Annotated in this window: 1 protein-coding gene; it reads right to left on the bottom strand. The window is 67.2% G+C overall.

Going from position 1 to position 1,325, the window contains the following annotated elements; translation table 11 throughout:
- Window positions 1–48: 48 nt before the first annotated feature.
- Complete coding sequence (locus KBX43_RS31220; protein WP_043324428.1) at window positions 49–1,212, bottom strand: IS481 family transposase; 1,164 nt, start codon at window positions 1,210–1,212, stop codon at window positions 49–51.
- Window positions 1,213–1,325 lie beyond the last annotated feature (113 nt).

Genomic DNA, 1,325 nt, shown 5'->3' with positions numbered 1-1,325 from the left:
GCTGTCATGTCCCGGGACATGTGTCAACGGGAAGTCCCGATAGATGTGTCAGGGGTTGTGGATCGTGGGGGTGGGGGTGAGGGGGATGTAGTTCTTGTCGGGGTTGAGGTGGAGGTAGCCGATGGGTTGGCCGTCGGGGTGGTAGATGGTGACGTGGTTGTTGTCGCGGATGGCGGTGACGGTGGTGCCGGCGTGGGTGGTGCCGACGCTGGTGCGGTGTCCGGCGACGGCGATGGCGCCGTTGCTGGCGACGGGGCAGTGGTGCAGGGTGGCGTCGGTTTGCAGGGGTGGGCTGGTGGGTCCGCCGAGGGTGGGTGCGTGGGTCCAGGCGTGGGCGGGTGTGGTGCGGTGGGGTAGGGCGCTGTGGCGGCGTTGGGTGTTGTAGTAGCGGCGGTAGGTGTCCAGGAGTGTTTGCAGGGCGGTGAGGGTCTGTGGTGGGGGTTGGGTGCTCAGCCATTTTTTGAGGGTTTGGTGGTGGCGTTCGACCTTGCCGCAGGTTTGTGGGTGGTAGGGGCTGGAGTTGATCGGGCGGGTGCCGTGGTCGATCAGGGTCTGCACGAAGGTGGAGATTGATCCGGGTCGGGTGCGGCGGCTGGTGAACGCGATGCCGTTGTCGCTGAGCACGATGGCCGGCACGCCGTAGGCGGTGAACGCCTGTCTGATCGCGGTGATCGCGGCTCGGGCGGTCTCCGCGGCGGCGGCGTGGCAGGCGACCAGGGTGCGGGTGCAGTCGTCCAGGACGTCGAAGACGACGACAGTGCGGCCGTCGGCGAGTTTCACTTCGGTGGCGTCGATCTGATAGCAGTCGCGGGGCCGGGCATAGCTGAAACGCCGCCACGAGCTACGCGGTCGTTTAGCCGGAGTAGCCACGAGCAGGTCATGCCGGGCCAGCACCCGGTTGACCGTCGAGCGTGACGGCACCGACCAGGACGCGTCGGTGCGCCGGCGCACATCGTCCAACGCGTCTCGGATGAAGTCAGCCCCGTTGTCCGGGCCCAGTTCAGCGCGCAGTTTGCAGATCCACGCGTCCACCTCCGGCGGCGTGACCCGCGGACTGGTACGCGGCCGCCGGGATCGTTCCTGCCACTGACCCTCGGCCCGGATACGTGCGCGGTGCCGGTACACCGTGCGCACCGACACCCCGTGCTCACGCGCGAACTCGGCCGCGTTCACCCGAACCCCCGCCGCCAGCAGCGCGTCCAGCAGGTTCATCACATGCCGCCGAGAAGCCATGCCCGGCAGCACATACCACCCGACCCAAGATCCCTACCACGTGACACATGTATCGGGACTTCAACGCTGACAGATGTCATGGGACTGAACAG

The sequence above is a fragment of the Micromonospora sp. C41 genome (assembly GCF_018070485.1).
Lineage (GTDB): Bacteria > Actinomycetota > Actinomycetes > Mycobacteriales > Micromonosporaceae > Micromonospora > Micromonospora chalcea.
This window is presented reverse-complemented; position numbering and strand designations above follow the sequence as displayed.

Coding starts and splice junctions, on each gene's coding strand:
- KBX43_RS31220 (WP_043324428.1), bottom strand. CDS start 1,212: ATGAACCTGCTGGACGCGCTGCTGGCGGCGGGGGTTCGGGTGAACGCG.